The organism is Pseudomonas sp. 3HC3 (genome assembly GCF_044904505.1).
Lineage (GTDB): Bacteria > Pseudomonadota > Gammaproteobacteria > Pseudomonadales > Pseudomonadaceae > Aquipseudomonas > Aquipseudomonas putida_Y.
Window position 1 is genome coordinate 42,778 of the sequence record NZ_JADDRH010000012.1, and the last position, 15,591, is coordinate 58,368.

15 protein-coding genes are annotated in these 15,591 nt (G+C 60.2%); 7 read left to right on the forward strand and 8 right to left on the reverse strand.

Translation table 11 applies throughout. The features are described from left to right. Positions 1-57 precede the first annotated feature (57 nt). From INQ47_RS16865 to INQ47_RS16875, 3 genes are read right to left on the reverse strand one after another with little or no spacing between them, the layout of a single operon-like run. Positions 58-1,368 (reverse strand): ATP-grasp domain-containing protein, encoded by a 1,311-nt coding sequence (locus INQ47_RS16865; RefSeq protein ID WP_404702143.1) that lies wholly within the window; start codon positions 1,366-1,368, stop codon positions 58-60. Between the two features lie 12 nt (positions 1,369-1,380). Further along, positions 1,381-1,998 (reverse strand): phosphatidylcholine/phosphatidylserine synthase, encoded by a 618-nt coding sequence (locus INQ47_RS16870; protein ID WP_209968033.1) that lies wholly within the window; start codon positions 1,996-1,998, stop codon positions 1,381-1,383. A 23-nt stretch (positions 1,999-2,021) separates the two neighbouring features. After that, positions 2,022-3,215: a hypothetical protein gene (locus INQ47_RS16875; RefSeq protein WP_404702144.1), complete on the reverse strand. Its 1,194-nt coding sequence runs from the start codon at positions 3,213-3,215 to the stop codon at positions 2,022-2,024. Between the two features lie 787 nt (positions 3,216-4,002). Between INQ47_RS16875 and hemA the strand changes: the two genes are divergently transcribed. The 6 genes from hemA (at position 4,003) to INQ47_RS16905 (ending at position 9,353) form a co-directional block, all read left to right on the forward strand. Continuing rightward, positions 4,003-5,280, forward strand: a complete 1,278-nt coding sequence (hemA, locus tag INQ47_RS16880) for a glutamyl-tRNA reductase (RefSeq protein WP_003247394.1) — start codon at positions 4,003-4,005, stop codon at positions 5,278-5,280. Next, on the forward strand, positions 5,277-6,359 hold the full coding sequence (prfA, locus tag INQ47_RS16885) for a peptide chain release factor 1 (RefSeq protein ID WP_003247392.1): 1,083 nt from the start codon (positions 5,277-5,279) through the stop codon (positions 6,357-6,359). The genes hemA and prfA overlap by 4 nt, the downstream gene beginning before the upstream one ends. Then, complete coding sequence (gene prmC / locus INQ47_RS16890) at positions 6,359-7,189, forward strand: peptide chain release factor N(5)-glutamine methyltransferase (RefSeq protein WP_404702145.1); 831 nt, start codon at positions 6,359-6,361, stop codon at positions 7,187-7,189. The genes prfA and prmC overlap by 1 nt, the downstream gene beginning before the upstream one ends. After that, on the forward strand, positions 7,183-7,938 hold the full coding sequence (locus tag INQ47_RS16895; RefSeq protein ID WP_028698055.1) for a molybdopterin-synthase adenylyltransferase MoeB: 756 nt from the start codon (positions 7,183-7,185) through the stop codon (positions 7,936-7,938). Before prmC ends, INQ47_RS16895 begins: the two co-directional genes overlap by 7 nt. Next, entirely contained in the window at positions 7,931-8,728 is a 798-nt protein-coding gene (gene murI / locus INQ47_RS16900) for a glutamate racemase (RefSeq protein WP_252460305.1), read from the forward strand. Before INQ47_RS16895 ends, murI begins: the two co-directional genes overlap by 8 nt. A 106-nt stretch (positions 8,729-8,834) precedes the next feature. Continuing rightward, positions 8,835-9,353, forward strand: coding sequence for an acyloxyacyl hydrolase (locus INQ47_RS16905; protein ID WP_252460304.1), 519 nt, complete (start codon positions 8,835-8,837; stop codon positions 9,351-9,353). 63 nt (positions 9,354-9,416) lie between these two features. Here INQ47_RS16905 and INQ47_RS16910 read toward each other — a convergent pair whose 3' ends face one another. The 5 genes from INQ47_RS16910 to INQ47_RS16930 all read right to left on the reverse strand — a co-directional run bounded on the left by INQ47_RS16910 (position 9,417) and on the right by INQ47_RS16930 (position 14,492). Beyond that, complete coding sequence (locus INQ47_RS16910; RefSeq protein WP_252460303.1) at positions 9,417-10,115, reverse strand: SDR family oxidoreductase; 699 nt, start codon at positions 10,113-10,115, stop codon at positions 9,417-9,419. After that, a complete protein-coding gene (gene phrB / locus INQ47_RS16915; RefSeq protein WP_404702146.1) occupies positions 10,112-11,554 on the reverse strand; it encodes a deoxyribodipyrimidine photo-lyase in 1,443 nt (480 codons plus the stop codon). Before phrB ends, INQ47_RS16910 begins: the two co-directional genes overlap by 4 nt. Then, on the reverse strand, positions 11,545-12,444 hold the full coding sequence (locus INQ47_RS16920; RefSeq protein WP_404702147.1) for a MerR family transcriptional regulator: 900 nt from the start codon (positions 12,442-12,444) through the stop codon (positions 11,545-11,547). The genes phrB and INQ47_RS16920 overlap by 10 nt, the downstream gene beginning before the upstream one ends. Further along, on the reverse strand, positions 12,434-13,402 hold the full coding sequence (locus INQ47_RS16925; RefSeq protein ID WP_404702148.1) for a YbgA family protein: 969 nt from the start codon (positions 13,400-13,402) through the stop codon (positions 12,434-12,436). Before INQ47_RS16925 ends, INQ47_RS16920 begins: the two co-directional genes overlap by 11 nt. Positions 13,403-13,505: 103 nt before the next feature. After that, positions 13,506-14,492: an NAD(P)/FAD-dependent oxidoreductase gene (locus tag INQ47_RS16930; protein WP_021783495.1), complete on the reverse strand. Its 987-nt coding sequence runs from the start codon at positions 14,490-14,492 to the stop codon at positions 13,506-13,508. A 186-nt stretch (positions 14,493-14,678) separates the two neighbouring features. Here INQ47_RS16930 and INQ47_RS16935 point away from each other — a divergent pair, with 186 nt between their 5' ends. Beyond that, positions 14,679-15,584 (forward strand): TIGR01777 family oxidoreductase, encoded by a 906-nt coding sequence (locus tag INQ47_RS16935; RefSeq protein WP_404702149.1) that lies wholly within the window; start codon positions 14,679-14,681, stop codon positions 15,582-15,584. The last annotated feature ends 7 nt before the right edge of the window (positions 15,585-15,591 follow it).

The following is a 15,591-nucleotide window of genomic DNA, read 5'->3' on the forward strand; positions in this document are numbered from 1 at the left end:
GTCTTCCCTAATCAGTCGAATCAGTCCGTTGCAGGGGGCTGTCAGTTCATGTCAGGTTTAAGCCAATTCGGCGCCGGTATAAGTCGCGAGTTCAAGGCCGTAAAGTGAGGACAGCTCGCGCAGGAAGCGATTGCCCTTTTTCGCCGCAGAGTGGGGGCAGTCGTCCTCAACGATGACGTGGCCAATTGTGCCGATGTTGCCGCTATAGACGTTTACCGCCTGGCCAGGCGCAACGTGGGCGGTGCAAAACCGGATGGCGTACTTGTCCAGTAATGGCTGTAGGGTGTCGGGGTCGTAGTCGTGGGCGATATGACCGCCATTGCGGGAGGCGACAGTTACGACGCTGCCTGCGCGCTGAAGCACTGAGTCGTCAATTAGAATGGGCTCGCCCAGGTGCAGACGGACTAGCAGTTCGAACGGGTCGACGCCGGTCAGCATCCGGTACATCTGCGGCGCTACGCTACCCATCATGCGTGCGTTGATCTCCACTAGACAGGGCCCTTTGGCATCGCGCAACAGTTCAACATGATAAAGGCCAACATCCAGCCCCAGAGCGCTGAACACTGCCTGCACATATGCTTTGATCTCGTCGCGCTGTGCTGCGTCAAGGCCTGACGGCATGGTCGCGGTCATTTCTAATATTTCGCTATAGTCGGCGCGGAAACGGATGGTGGTCGCAAAGCAGGAGACCTTGGTGTCCTGGACGATGACTTCCGCTGAATGCAATGTACCGTCGATGTATTGCTCGACCAGATAGTCGCGGCTTACCAAGTGGTCGATCATAGGATCAGCACCCTTGCGACTCTGGCGCAGTTCGGCGAGAAAGGCGTCAAAGTCGGTCTGGCTATGGCAAATGGCGGAAAACTGCTTGGCGAATCCTCGGGTCGGCTTGACAACGAATGGCAGCGACAAACTCGGAACGACCCCATTGATCAGTTGCTCCTCGCTTAGTACTTCAAAATCAGGAGAGCGTAGTCCGTGTGCCCGCAGCGTTTCGCGCAGTCGACTCTTGTATACCGCCCCGCACAGAGCTTCGTACCTCGGGTAGAGGGTGCCGATGCGCTGGGCCTCACGCGCCACCGGTACTATGGCTGCTTCAGAGGTAGAGATCAGGGCGTCAATAGGGCGCTCTGCGTGCAGGTTGGCCAACAACTGGCTGAATTCACCGCCTTCCAGATTATCGATACGCAAATAAGCATCCACATATCGCAGGTAAGGCTCGAGACGGGAGGTGTCGTCCTTGATCGAGATCGTCAGGAACGAGGCGTCGCGCTGATGAATGAAGGTGACGTGGCAGCCAAGCCGTTTGGCTGCCTCAAAAGCCAGCAGGCCGCTTACGGTGCTGTCGACGAAAACCACGTGTTTCATTGGAGCCTCGGATTACCAGGGATGAAAGTAAATAGTGCTGAGCCCGAACAGCATTGCGAAGCAAGCGACCGTCGAAGGTGCGCCATACTTGGGAATTCTCAAGCTGGTGACCTGGAGGATGCCGACCAGGGCCATTAGGCCGATGATCACTCCGGCACCGTAATGCCCGGCCGATAACCCCATCAGCGCCAGCGCAAAGACAAATCCTGAATATGTGGTGGGTAGCCCCTGATATCCCCCGCCAGCCGATGTGCCGGGCATGCCAAACAGCGATAGCCGCAAAATGGCCGTGAAAACCAGAGTTACTGCGGCCAGCGTGGCCGAAAGAGACTGGTCGAGGATTAGGATGACAAGGGCTGGCGTGATGCTGAAATTGAGCAAGTCGGCAAAACTGTCTAGATGCTTGCCGAAGGCCCGTTGCGCGCTGTTCGCAGCCAGGTAGCGCCGGGCTATGTGGCCGTCAAGGAAATCGAGCATCGCGGCCAGGCAAATCACCGTCGCCGCCAGAACAAACCGTCTTTGCAACGCAAAATAAACAGTACCGAAGGCCAGGCCGATATTGAACATTGTTAATATGTTCGCCAAATCCAAAAGACGGACGAACGGAAATACACGCGCCAATGTGGGCATGCTGTTCACCTTGAAGAAATTATTTAGACAGGTTGTTTTTCCTTGATCGCAACTGTCGTTCGCAGGGCGTTGGATGCTACGAAATAAAAAGCAACGAAAATAATGCTCGTGCTGAACAGGCCAACATACTTAACCAGTATTGAACCGGCGAAGATGGTGATTATCATGCCTAAGTAGACCCCCGCATACTGGACAGATGCCATCAACGGCATGGCGCTGGTAGGTGTGCTCCTGACAAGATCGGCTTGCAACTTGAAAAATGCCAGTTCGAAAAAGAATATGTAGAGAAAATACGCGATGTAACTTGACTGAATGTCATGGCCGAACGCTGCGAGCATCATGAACAGGCCGCTGACTACAGCCATCGGCATAGGTAGCGGTTGCACATTACACTTGCCCAAACGATAGAACAGTACTGCGCCAACCAAAGCTGCCCCACTATTGACGGCCTGCAACAAACCGACATACACCTCTCCCAAGCCCAGCACATGGGCCGGTAACAGCACCCTGGACACATTGAAGAAGCCCTGAAAAAGACTGACGAAGACGATGAACTGATAGAGGCTGAGGCGTAGCGCGGGATACTCCTGCAAAAGCGAACCAAGGGCAGTCAATAGTCTTGGTGCGACCTGCACGGTGATCGGAGGCTTTGTTGGCGCAGGTAGTAGATAGGCCGCCAAAGCCGCGATGGAAAAAAGACTGACAGTAATGAGCAGGGCTAACCCAGGCGTCATGTTGGCTTTGAACAGTAGCAGGCTGATGCCTGCCAAGCCGCCGGCAATGAATTGTGCGGTGAGTGTCAGAGGCACTGAGCTGGCGATTTGCGCACCCGGGAAATAACACTTGATGGCAACAATACGCCCTACCCGTTGCAGCGCATCCAGGGTGCCAATGACTACCGCGCCTAACACGGCGACTTCCACATGATGTGGCAGGATCTTGTAGGTGACCGCCGCGCAGCCCAGCGACAGCAAGTTGGCACTCCACAGCAAGGTGCGTGGCGCTAGATAGTCAGCCAGTCGGTAGATTGGAGCGACAAGAATTACCGGCAGAACCATTGGTGCAAACAGCACCACTTGGGAAAGTATTAGGCTAGCAGTATGAGCATAAATATAGTAGGAAAAATAAATATAGCTCAGCGTAGAGGCCGAAATAGCACACAAGTTAACGCCCCAAAGAAGCACTGAGTGTCTACGAGATGCTGCAAATTCTTCCATTGCTCGCGCCTATTATATAGCTTCCCGCCATGCACGAAGCATACCCTACATTGGAAATCGTTTTTAAGATGAGTCTAACAAAACTGAAATATAAAAATGCTAGTTGTTGGTGTGTCACCAAGTAATGTGCATCATTCCAGTTCATCATTACCGCTACTAATCCTCATCAATAAAACTTCTAATCATCGGCAAAATTAATAGCTGGAAATAAACCGACTGACTGATAGCTCGATGCTATCCAACTCGTATCGCTGTCTCAGTGAGGAATATCGATGTAGCGGCGTCAAGACTAGGTCCCGAAGGAGGGTAGGGCAACAGTTGGGCATGTATTTGGGAAATGGACTACAAGACTGTGGATAAATCTTTTGGAAATATGTCAAAAGTCTTCTCGACGCCGGTCGGCGTAGTTGGCTAGGGCGATGTCGAGCCGATGGCTCTGGCTTTTGCTGCTGCTGTCGCTTCTAAGCGCGCGGTTGATCAGGCGCTGCAGATTGCGACTTCAGGAGGCCGAGCGTAGGGCTTGCTCCCGGGAGGACCGCGCTGCAGGCCCCATCCTGGGGCACAGCGCTTGACGGGCATCCATGCTCGTCACCTCCCTGCGTTCGGCCTCCTGAAGTCGCGAAGATCAAGATCAGGATCAAAAGCCGGCAAGACCTGAAAACACCGCTAGGGCAGGCTACGAAAAGGCGATAGCCGCAGGACTATCAGCACAATAGCGAACGGTGGTTGTTCTAAAACCTGCGAAAGAGGACAATTATCGGCTTCCCGTCACAACCAGCGACCTTGCATGGCCTTTCTTGCACTTGGTATCAACCATAAGACTGCCTCGGTAGACGTACGCGAGCGCGTGGCGTTTACCCCAGAGCAGCTGGTAGACGCCCTGCAGCAGCTCTGCCGACTGACGTCCAGCCGCGAGGCGGCGATCCTGTCGACCTGCAACCGCAGTGAGCTCTATATAGAGCAGGACCACCTGTCCGCCGACGCCGTGCTGCAGTGGCTGGCCGACTATCACCGCCTCAGCCTCGACGAGCTGCGCGCCAGCGCCTACGTGCATGAAGAGCACGAGGCCGTGAAGCATATGATGCGCGTGGCCTCGGGCCTGGACTCGCTGGTTCTCGGCGAGCCTCAGATCCTGGGCCAGATGAAGTCCGCCTACGCCGTGGCCCGCGAAGCCGGTACCGTCGGGCCGTTGCTCGGGCGCCTGTTCCAGGCCACCTTCAGCGCCGCCAAGCAGGTGCGTACCGATACGGCCATCGGTGAAAACCCGGTTTCGGTTGCGTTCGCCGCGGTCAGCCTAGCCAAGCAGATTTTTGCCGACCTGGGCCGTAGCCAGGCCCTGCTGATCGGTGCCGGCGAAACCATCACCCTGGTCGCCCGCCACCTGCACGAGCAGGGCGTACGCCGTATCGTGGTGGCCAACCGTACTCTGGAACGCGCCAGCATCCTGGCCGAGCAGTTCGGTGCGCATGCCGTGCTGCTGGCAGACATCCCCCAGGAACTGGCCAACAGCGACATCGTGATCAGCTCCACCGCCAGTCAGTTGCCAATCCTGGGCAAGGGCGCGGTCGAGAGCGCACTGAAACAGCGCCGACACAAGCCGATCTTCATGGTCGACATCGCTGTACCTCGCGATATCGAAACCGAAGTTGGCGAGCTGGACGATGTCTACCTGTACACCGTCGACGACCTGCACGATGTGGTGGCGGAAAACCTCAAGAGCCGCCAGGGCGCAGCCCAGGCGGCCGAAGAGCTGGTATCCGTGGGCGCCGAAGACTTCATGCTGCGCCTGCGCGAACTGGCTGCGGTGGACGTGCTCAGGGCCTATCGCCAGCAAAGTGAGCGCCTTCGCGACGAAGAACTGCAAAAGGCCCTGCGCCTGCTGGCCAATGGCGGCAACCCCGAAGACGTGCTGGCCCAACTGGCCCGGGGCCTGACCAACAAACTCCTGCATGCGCCCAGCGTGCAGTTGAAAAAGCTCTCGGCCGAGGGCCGCCTCGATGCGCTGGCCATGGCCCAGGAACTCTTTGCCCTCAACGAGGGCTCCACGGACAAATCCCCGCAATGAAAGCGTCGCTGCTGAACAAACTGGAAATCCTCCAGGACCGTTTTGAAGAACTCACCGCCCTGCTCGGTGACGCCGAGGTTATTTCCGACCAGACGCGTTTTCGCGCCTACTCCCGTGAGTATGCCGAGGTCGAGCCGGTCTACGCTGCCTATAAAGAGTGGCGCAAAGTCCAGGACGACCTCGAAGGCGCCCAGGCGCTGCTCAAGGACAGTGACCCGGACCTGCGTGAAATGGCCGTGGAAGAGGTGCGTGAAGCCAAGGAGCAACTGCTGACGCTGGAGGCGCAACTGCAGCGCATGCTGCTGCCCAAAGACCCCAACGACGGCCGCAACGTGTTTCTCGAAATCCGCGCCGGTACGGGTGGCGACGAGGCAGCCATCTTCTCTGGTGACCTGTTCCGCATGTACTCGCGCTACGCCGAAAAGCGCGGCTGGCGCCTGGAGATCTTGTCCGAGAACGAAGGCGAGCACGGCGGCTACAAGGAGATCATTGCCCGCGTCGAGGGCGAGAACGTCTACGGCAAGCTCAAGTTCGAGTCCGGTGCACACCGGGTTCAGCGTGTGCCCGAGACCGAGTCCCAAGGCCGTGTCCACACTTCCGCGTGCACGGTGGCGGTGCTACCCGAGCCGGACGAGCAGGCTGCCATCGAAATCAACCCGGCCGACCTGCGCGTGGATACCTACCGTGCCTCCGGTGCTGGCGGCCAGCACGTCAACAAGACCGACTCGGCAATCCGCATCACCCACTTGCCCACCGGTATCGTGGTCGAATGCCAGGAGGAGCGCTCGCAGCACAAGAACCGCGCCCGTGCCATGTCCTGGCTGTCGGCCAAGCTGAACGACATGCAGACCAGCGCCGCGCAGAACGCCATTGCCAGTGAGCGCAAGTTGCTGGTGGGGTCCGGTGACCGCTCCGAGCGCATCCGCACCTACAATTATCCACAGGGCCGGGTGACCGATCACCGCATCAACCTGACCTTGTATTCGCTGGACGACATCCTCAGCGGTGGCGTAGACGCGGTGATCGAACCGCTGCTGGCCGAATACCAGGCCGATCAACTGGCCGCCTTGGGGGACTGATGACTGTCATCGCCAGCCTGTTGCGCAACGCGCAGTTGCCCGAATCGCCCACTGAGCGCCTGGATGCCGAGTTGCTGCTGGCTGCGGCCATCGGTAAGTCGCGCAGCTACCTGCACACCTGGCCTGAGCGTATCGTCAGCAGCGAAGATGCCGAGACCTATGCCAGCTACCTGCAGCGCCGCCGTGGCGGCGAGCCAGTGGCCTATATCCTTGGGCTGCAGGGCTTCTGGAAGATCGACCTGGAGGTTGCGCCGCATACCCTGATCCCGCGGCCGGATACCGAGCTACTGGTCGAGACGGCTCTTGAGCTGCAACCCGCTTCGCCAGCCAAGGTTCTCGACCTGGGTACGGGAACGGGTGCCATCGCTCTGGCGCTGGCCAGCGAGCGCCCGGCTTGGCAGGTGACAGCGGTTGACCGTGTGGAGGAGGCTGCTGCCCTCGCCGAGCGCAACCGCCAGCGGTTGGGCCTGGACAACGCTCGGGTACGGCTAAGCCACTGGTTCGACAGCCTGGCCGGCGAGCGTTTCGACCTCATCGTCAGCAACCCGCCCTACATCGCTGCAGAAGACCCGCACCTGGCGACCGGAGACGTGCGCTTCGAACCCAGCAGTGCACTGGTGGCCGGTGCCGATGGCCTGGACGACCTTCGTGTGATCGCCACCCAGGCCCCAGCGCACCTGTTGCCTGGTGGCTGGCTACTGCTGGAACATGGCTACGATCAGGCGGCAGCGGTACGCGCTCTGCTGGCTGAACATGGCTTTATCGAGGTGGCCAGCCGCACGGACCTGGGCGGCCATGAACGCATTACCCTGGGGCGACTGCCATGCTGAGTGATCAGGAACTGCTACGTTACAGCCGCCAGGTGCTGCTGGCTCAGATCGACATTGATGGCCAGCTGCGGCTCAAGCAGAGCAAAGCGCTGATTGTCGGGCTGGGTGGCCTGGGCTCGCCAGTTGCCCTTTATCTGGCCGCGGCCGGAGTGGGTGAGCTGCACCTGGCCGACTTCGACACCGTCGACCTGACCAACCTGCAACGCCAGGTAATCCACGACAGTGCCAGCGTCGGCATGAGCAAGGTCGACTCGGCCTTGCAGCGCTTGCAGGCAATCAACCCGGAAGTCAGCCTGGTTGCTCACCGCCAGGCATTGGACGAGGACTCGCTGGCGGCTGCGGTGGCGGCGGTCGACCTGGTGCTGGACTGCTCCGACAATTTCTCTACCCGCGAAGCGGTCAACGCTGCCTGTGTCGCCGCCAGCAAGCCACTGGTCAGCGGTGCGGCAATCCGTCTGGAAGGTCAACTGTCGGTGTTCGACCCGCGGCGCGACTACAGCCCGTGCTATCACTGCCTTTACGGGCATGGTAGCGAAGCTGAACTGACTTGCAGCGAAGCAGGCGTCATTGGCCCGCTGGTTGGACTGGTGGGTAGCCTGCAGGCGCTGGAGGCGATGAAGCTGCTGGCGGGCTTCGGTGAACCGTTGGTCGGCCGCTTGCTGTTGATTGATGCCCTAGGTACCCGTATCCGCGAGCTTCGTGTCAAGCGCGACCCGGCTTGCACAGTTTGTGGCAAGCGCGATGGCTGAGCGCTCGGCGCCGGTCGGCGTCATGGACTCGGGGGTTGGCGGTTTGTCGGTGCTCGCCGAGATCCAGCGCCTGCTGCCAAATGAGACGTTACTGTATGTGGCCGATTGCGGGCATATACCCTACGGTGAGAAGTCGCCGGACTATATCCGCGAGCGCTGCCGGCACATTGCCGGGTTCTTCCATGAGCAAGGCGCAAAGGCCATGGTGCTGGCTTGCAACACCGCCACGGTGGCGGCAGTAGCCGACCTGCGAGAGTTGTATCCGACCTGGCCGTTGGTGGGTATGGAGCCGGCCGTGAAGCCTGCAGCAGCCGCCACCCGCTCAGGCGTGGTCGGTGTGCTGGCCACTACCGGTACCCTGCAGAGTGCCAAGTTCGCAGCCTTGCTCGACCGCTTCGCCAACGACGTTCAGGTTATTACCCAACCTTGCCCAGGGCTGGTCGAGCTGATTGAAACCGGTGACCTTGCAAGCCCGGCGTTGCGCCAGATGCTGCAAGGTTACGTGCAGCCGCTGCTGGCAGCAGGTTGCGATACGCTGATCCTCGGCTGCACCCATTACCCTTTCCTTCGCCCATTGCTGGCCGGCATCGTGCCGGAGGACGTGGCCATCATCGACACCGGCGCAGCCGTGGCGCGTCAGTTGCGACGGCTGTTGGGTGACAATGATCTGCTGGCCGAAGGCCCAGCTGGCGCTGCACGCTTCTGGACAAGCGCTGATCCAGAAATTTTAAGAAAAATCCTACCTGTGCTGTGGCATAAGTCCGGCGATGTGCAAAGCTTTGCGTTGTGAAAAAAACGTGAAAAACAGCTGAACTATCGTTCCACTTCTGCTTTCTACCGCTTTGCCTGAGATGAGGCGGACACTAACAACAGCATCAGGAAGAAGGATGTTTCTTATGAGGAAACTGCTCGGTTTGGCAGCGGCTGCTGCCTTTGTTATGGGGCAACCGATGTTGGCACAAGCTGCCGATGTTTCGTTTTCGGTGGGGCAGACCGGCGATTCGACCATGGTCTACCGGCTAGGGCTGCAATCGAACTGGGATGCGAGCTGGTGGCAGACCAGCGTTGGTCGGCTGACCGGCTATTGGGATGGCGCCTACACCTACTGGGATGGCGACGAGACCGCGAGCAATCACAGCCTGTCCTTCGCGCCAGTGTTCGTCTATGAATTTGCCGGGGAGTCGGTGAAGCCTTACATCGAAGCGGGGATCGGGGTGGCGGCGTTCTCCAGCACTGAGCTGGAAAGCAACGAGCTGGGTTCGGCTTTCCAGTTCGAGGATCGCATCGGCTTTGGTTTGCGCTTTGCCGGCGGGCATGAGATTGGGGTGCGGGCGATTCACTACTCGAACGCCGGCATCAAAGAGCCCAATGATGGTGTAGAAAGCTATAGCTTGCATTACCGAATGGCGCTCTGAGCTCACCTGCATTCCCCCCTTCGCGGGCAATGCCCGCGAAGGGGGTAGTACTGAATTCAGGTGTTAGCGCGTCAGTGGCCACAGGCTACTGACGTTCAGCGTCTCCAGGACCAGTTCCGGTTCTCGCTGAGGCCAGCGCCGCAATAACTCCTCTGCGGCACTGTCGGGCGTCCACGCCTCCGGTATCGCCTGTGCCGACGTTACCGTTACCTTCAGCGATTGTGGTCCTACAATGGTCAGTGCTACCCCTTGCTCCTCAAGGGCCTTGCGCTGCTCACGCATCCACTGCGGCAAGTTGTTCCAGCCCGCAGTCACCTGTGTCGGTGCAAACAGCTGCAACGCCGAATAGCGGTTGAAAAGCGCCATCACCTGCGGTGACTGCCCCTTTGCCAGCAACGGCAGCGCTTTGCCCAGGCAATGCTCTGCGGCAAGCTGGTTGGTAGTGACGATTGTTTCGATCAGCTCAGTGTCATTGACATCGGCTGACAGGTAATCGCTGGTGCCGGTGTTGATGATCAGACCGTCCAGCGAACACCAGGCATGGCAAATCTGTTGGCACGCATGGGTGATTTGCTGTTCTTCATGCAACTGCCACGGCAAACGCAACAATTGGCGGCCGTAGCGTGCCCCCAAAGCATCCAGTGCAGCGCCATCCTTGCCGCTGGCGGCAACGCGATGCCCTTCCTCGAGCATCCTCTTCACCAAAGCCAAGCCAAGTCCGTTGCTTGCGCCCGTAACCCAGAAACTACGCGAGTTATTCAAGACGTTATCCCCTGATTCTGCCGGCGTGGCAGCCCTTTGAACGCTTCCAGGGCCCGCTGGCGACTGCTGCTGAGATCTACGATTGGACTTAGGTACGAAGTATTACCGAAAAGGTCCGTCGATTTAATGGGTTGATGGATGGCTTTTTCATCGAGCGCTTGTAGTTCCGGTACCCAGTGGCGAATGAACTGCCCCTGTGGATCGAAGCGCTGCGACTGTGAAACCGGATTGAAGATACGGAAATAGGGCACCGCGTCGGTGCCGGTGGACGCACTCCACTGCCACCCCCCGTTGTTGGCGGCCAGGTCGCCGTCTATCAGGTGGCGCATGAAGTGCCGCTCGCCTTTGCGCCAGTCAATCAGCAGGTTCTTGCTGAGGAACATGGCCACGACCATGCGCAAGCGGTTGTGCATCCACCCGGTGTGCAGCAGCTGGCGCATGGCGGCATCGATGATCGGGAAGCCGGTGCGGCCCTGCTCCCAGGCCTCCAGGTCTGCCGGGGCGTCACGCCACGGCAGGGCTTCGGTCTGGACGCGAAAGGCGCGGTGGCGGGAGACCTGTGGATAACCGCTCAGGATGTGCTTGTAGAACTCGCGCCAGAGAAGCTCGTTGACCCAGGTCTGCACGCCCGTGCTGCCACTGTCGAACTCGCCCCGGTTGCAGGCCAGTGCACCGTGCAAGCATTGGCGGGGCGAAATCACGCCGGCGGCCAGGTAGGGGGAAAGCTGGCTGGTACCGGGCTTGGCAGGCAAATCACGCAAGTGCTGGTAATCGTCGATGGCTTCGTCGAGGAAGCGTGACAGGCGGGACTGTGCCTCAGCCTCACCGGCTGGCCAGTGGTCGCGCACTGTGTGCGTGGTTGTTCCGAATCCCTCTACGTGTAGCGGGACCGGATCGCTGCCGATGTTCAACGGTGCCTGGCGCTTCACTCGCCGGGCCAAGGCCGGCAGGCTGCGGTGCAAGTGTTCCAGGCAGGTTTTCTTGAACTGGCTGAAGACCTGGAAGTAATCGCCACTGCGGGTAAGCACGGTGCCCGGACGAAAGAACAGCTGGTCGAGGTAGCTGTGTGCCTGGATGGCCGACTTTTCCAGCAGTGCCCGGGTGGCATCATCCCGGCGCTGCTCATTGATGCCGTACTCCTCGTTCCAGTGCACGCTTTGCACCTGATGCTGACGGCAGACATCGAGCACCGCCTGTGGCGCCTGGTCCCAGGTTTCGATTGTGCGGATCAGCAGGGGTATGTTCAGCTTTTCCAGTGATTGGCGCAGGTCATTCAGATTACGCAGCCAGAAGTCGACTTTGCAGTCGGCATCGTCATGGGCTTGCCATTGCCCGGGGCTGACCAGCCACAGGGCGATGGTCGGGCCGCGCTCGGTGGAGGCGCTGAGTGCAGTGTTGTCATCGATACGCAGGTCGCTGCGCAGCCAGGTCAGGTGCATGGGGGATTTATCTCTACAGGCTGTCGATCATGGGCTTGAAGCACGCGCAATGCCGCCTGCGGGGTATCGAACAGGAAAAGGTCGGGAAGCTCAAAAGCCTTCAAGCGGGCTTCATGCAGCGCTAGCGTGGTACCGCCCAGCAGCTTGGGGACTGGCAAGCCTTGCAGGGTGCGCAGCAACGCCTTGTCGTCGATGCGTGGCCCCAGGTGCAGGAGTAAGGCGCGTGGTTTCAGCACGTTGACGGCGCTTAGCAATTGCGGGCCTGCGACGGGCTGCTCGAGCACCTCGACCGGGAAGCCGTTGCTGGTGAGCAGCCAGGCGCACAACCATAAGCCTGGACTGAAGGTGCGTTCGCTGTCTTCGGCCAGCAATACGGCAGGGCCTTGCAGCAGCTGGTTGTCGTGGTACACGCGGGCACCGAGCTTGCTGCGTAGCCAGCTGTGGAAAAACACCTGCTCCAGCCGAGCGTTGAAGTAATTGCGCCAGCGCAGGTCGAGCATGTCGAGTAGCGGCAGCAGCAATTGCTCGCACAGGGTGACCGCCGGGTACAGCGCCATGGCCTGGTTAAGTTGCTGGTCGAGGGCGCGCTGTGACAGGCTGGCGATGGCCTCGATCAGCTGGAATTGCCTGGCTTGCCAGTCACCCTTTGGTGGAGTGCTGGTAGGTTTGTCGAGCAACTCGCGGACTTGGCCGACCGACGCGCCACGCTGCAGCCAGGCCAGGACGGCCTCGACGCGTTCGACCTGCTCAAGTGGATACAGGCGATGCCCCTTGGCGGTGCGCTGTGGCTTGAGCAACCCATAACGGCGCTCCCAGGCGCGCAGGGTGACGGGGTTGACGCCGGTGCGACGGGCCAGTTCGCCGATGGGCAGCAAGTCCTCAGACCGCATTGCGCAAGCCCAGGCTCTCGGGGTGCGGTTGCAGGTAGGCTTGCTGCTGCAGGTAGGGGTCTGGGTGCTTGCGCAAATGGTGTTTGAGCAGGGTCAGTGGCACTACCAGTGGTACCACGCCTTGTTGGTATTGGCCGATGACTGCCTGCAACTCAGCCTTGTCCTGCTGTGTCAGGGCATCCTTGAAGTAACCGCTCAGGTGCTGCAGCACGTTGCTGTGGGTGCCGCGGCTGGCGCAGCGGCGCAGAGCCTGCATCAGCTGGCTGAAATAGCGCGGGCCGATGCTCTGTGGTTCATCATCTTTGCTCATGCTGCCAAGCAGGCGGCCGAGGGTGCGATAGGCCTGGGGGTTGTTGGCCATCAGCAAATACTTGTAGCGCGAATGAAAGCGCACCAGAGCACCACGGTTCAGGCCTTCGGCCAGCAGGCGCTGCCAGTCGGCGTAGGCGTAAACGCGGCTTATGAAGTTTTCGCGCAGCACGGGGTCATGCAGGCGGCCTTCTTCCTCTACTGGCAGGTCCGGGCGCAGCGCGCAGAAAGCCTGGGCATAGACACCACGGCCGCCATGCACGGCCGGGTGGCCATTGTCCTGATAGACCTTTACCCGTTCCAGGCCGCAAGAAGGAGACTTCTGCATGAAGATGTAGCCGCAGATGTCGTCAAGTTCGTTGGCCATCTGCTCACCATAGGTGCGCAGCGGGTCGGTCAGGTCCTTGCCGGGGTCCCGGGTGCCGACCACTTCGGGCTGTTCGGGGTTGCCGACCAGGCGAATCGGGTCACGGGGAATACCCAGGCCGATTGCCACTTCCGGACACACGGGTAGCCAGTCGAAGTGATGTTCCAGCTGTTTACGGCACAGGTCGGAAGCCTTGTGGCCGCCGTTGTAGCGCACGCTGTGCCCGGTCAGGCAGGCGCTGATGGCGATGCGTGGCTTGCTGTGTACGGAAGGGTCGTGCATGGCTGCCTCCGAAAATAAACCTGTACGTGACGCAAATCTTGTACAGGTTTATTTCAGCACAGCGATGAAGTTATGCAAACTAGTATTTTTGTATAGTTCTGCATCACTCAAGGTGTTCGAGCAAGCGCCGCGCTGCTTCCTGGCCACTGAGCCAGGCGCCCTCGACGCGGCCGGACAGGCACCAGTCCCCGCAGGCGTACAAGCCTTGGTCAGCATCCGCCAGTGCCCCCCACTCATGGTTGCTGCTGGGGCGGGCATAGAGCCAGCGGTGGGCGAGGGCGAAGGTGGGCGGCGGTACCACGCAGCCGACCAGCTCGGCGAATTCGCCCCACAGCTGTTCGATGACTTCTTCCTTGGGCAGGTCGATGTGCTGCCGGCTCCAGTCTGACGTGGCGTGTAGTACCCAGGTGTCCAGGTGCTCATCGCGGCCGGGCTTGCTGCGATTGCGGGCCAGCCAGCCCAGCGGGCTGTCCTGCACGAAGCAGCCTTGCATTGGCGTATCCAGCGGTGCCTCGAAGGCGAGGGCTACGGCCCAGGTAGGTTCCATTTGCACGCCAGCGGCCACGGCAGCCAGCTTCGGTGTGGCGGCCAGAAGTGGCGTGGCCTGCGGTGCCGGGACGGCGATCACTACACGGCTGTAGGGGCCGTGGCTGCAACCTTCGGTGTCCTGCAGGTGCCAGTACTGCTTGCCGCGAAACACTTCCGCGATGCGGCAGCCGAAGTTGACGGTGACGTCCTTGAGCAAGCCTCGGGTGATGGCGCTCATGCGTGGCACGCCCACCCAGCGCGTCTGCTCGTCGGGGGAGGGGGTGAGTTCGCCATCAAGGTAGTTGTACAGCTGAGGCTTCCACTGCTCGGCCCAGCCAGCGGCCACCCATTGCTGCACCTGATCGACAAAGCGGCGGTCACGGGCCGTGAAGTATTGGGCTCCGAGGTCGAGCGCGCCGGCCTCGCTGCGCTTGCTGGCCATGCGCCCGCCACTGCCGTGGCCTTTGTCGAACAAGTGCACGGATTGCCCGGCCTTCTGCAAGGCCTGGGCGGCTGACAAGCCGGCGATGCCGGCCCCGATGATGGCGATAGGTACTGTCATGATGGCCTCTTCAAACCTTGCTGTGAGCAGACTACGCTGTCAGGCAAACCTGTACAATGCACAAATTATGTATAAGGTTATTCCGTGTGGCGAACAGGTTGGCCTATGTTTATCCGAGAGCGTCGGGTCAAAAAAGTGCCTTGATGTTAAAAATAGACCACCGCCGCACTCTGCGAGGACACAGCCATGCATATATTGCTGACAGGTGGCACCGGTTTGATTGGCAAGCATCTATGCCAGTACTGGCTTGGCCAAGGGCATCGGCTTACGGTTTGGAGCCGGCGTCCTGAACAGGTGGCGAAGATTTGTGGTAGCGGGGTACGTGGCATCGCCCGCCTGGAGCAGCTGGAGGCCGATGATCATCTTGATGCGGTGGTCAACCTTGCCGGTGCGCCGATTGCCGACAGGCCCTGGACGGCCGCCCGGCGCAACTTGTTGTGGGCCAGCCGTGTCACCCTTACCGAGCAATTGCTGGCTTGGCTGGGCACCCGTGAGCAGCGCCCGGAGGTGTTGATCTCCGGCTCTGCGGTAGGTTGGTATGGAGACGGTGGCGAACGCGAACTGACCGAGGCTTCACCCCCGGTGCGCGCAGATTTCGCCAGCCAGTTGTGTATTGCCTGGGAAGAGACCGCCCAGCGTTCGCAAGCACAGGGGATCCGCGTGGTACTGGTACGTACCGGCCTGGTGCTGGCCAGCGACGGCGGCTTTTTGTCGCGGCTGCGCATGCCCTTCAAGCTCGGGCTGGGCGGGCCTTTGGGCAACGGGCGGCAGTGGATGCCCTGGGTTCATATAGATGACCAGGTCGCCCTGATTGATTTTCTCTTGCAGCACAAGGATGCCAGCGGTCCTTATAATGCCTGTGCCCCGGAGCCTGTGCGCAACCGTGAGTTTGCCAGGCGGCTGGGCCGCGCCCTGCATCGTCCGGCGCTGCTGCCAGTGCCGGCATTGCTGCTCAAGGCGGGCCTTGGCGAGATGTCGACCTTGCTGCTGGGAGGCCAGCGGGCACGCCCGGTACGCTTGCTGGAAGCCGGCTTCACCTTCCGCTTCAACGATCTGCAATCGGCGCTGGACAACCTGTCCAGTCGCCTCTGACATAGGA